Below are 272 nucleotides of genomic sequence, written 5' to 3'. Positions count from 1 at the left end.
ATCTTCACGAGATCGACCCGGATGCCGGACATCCGCGCTGCCCGCTCATTGCCGCCGACCGCGAAGATGTGGCGGCCGATCGGCGTGGAGCGCGAGACATAGGCCGCGACAAGCGCCAGAACGATCAGAATCCAGATCGAGACAGGCAGGCCGAGAATGCGGCCGGCACCGAAAAAGTCGAAGCCGGTCGTCGCGTATTCCGGGCGGCCGACGAGGTTCGGAAAGGTCTGGCCGTCGGAGGAGAGCAGCGCCAGGCCGCGGGCGACATAGAG

General features: G+C 66.2%; 1 protein-coding gene. It reads right to left on the bottom strand.

Annotation, left to right across the window (positions count from 1 at the left end):
- Positions 1-272: ABC transporter permease (locus SB764_RS40335; protein WP_410866800.1), on the bottom strand; the 272-nt coding region annotated here is incomplete at both ends.

Origin of the sequence: Paraburkholderia sp. SIMBA_027 (assembly GCF_046535315.1) — a bacterium.
Taxonomy (GTDB): domain Bacteria; phylum Pseudomonadota; class Gammaproteobacteria; order Burkholderiales; family Burkholderiaceae; genus Paraburkholderia; species Paraburkholderia tropica.
Note: the sequence above shows the minus strand (reverse complement) of the source record. Positions and strands in the feature narration are given on the sequence as shown.